The organism is Rhodococcus sp. R1101 (assembly GCF_000278445.1).
Classification (GTDB): Bacteria; Actinomycetota; Actinomycetes; order Mycobacteriales; family Mycobacteriaceae; genus Rhodococcus; species Rhodococcus gordoniae.
In genome coordinates this window covers 1-317 of sequence record NZ_AJVB01000980.1, presented here as the reverse complement: position 1 = coordinate 317, position 317 = coordinate 1, and the positions used below count along the sequence as shown (strand labels likewise).

Genomic DNA, 317 nt, shown 5'->3' with positions numbered 1-317 from the left:
CGCAGCGGCCACATCTGTCCGCCGTGAGTGTGCCCGGACAGCTGCAGGTCGACTCCGAGTTCGCGGGCCTCGTCGACGTGCCGCGGCTGGTGGGCGGCGAGGATCACCGGGGTACCGTCCGCGATGCCGTCGAGGGCGGCGGGCATGTCGGGGTGGTGGGGTTCGGTGGCGGTGTAGTCGTGGACGCCGGCGAGCGCGACGACGTCGCCGTCCCGCTCGAGGACGACATGGTCGTTGCGCAGGGTGCGTACACCGAGCGTCTCCCAGTGGTTCAGCCACGATTCGGCGTCGTCGGAGTAGTACTCGTGGTTGCCGCT

1 pseudogene is annotated in these 317 nt (G+C 70.3%); it reads right to left on the bottom strand.

The window, feature by feature from the left end:
* Window positions 1-317, bottom strand: a pseudogene (locus R1101_RS29170) (metallophosphoesterase); the annotation flags it as partial.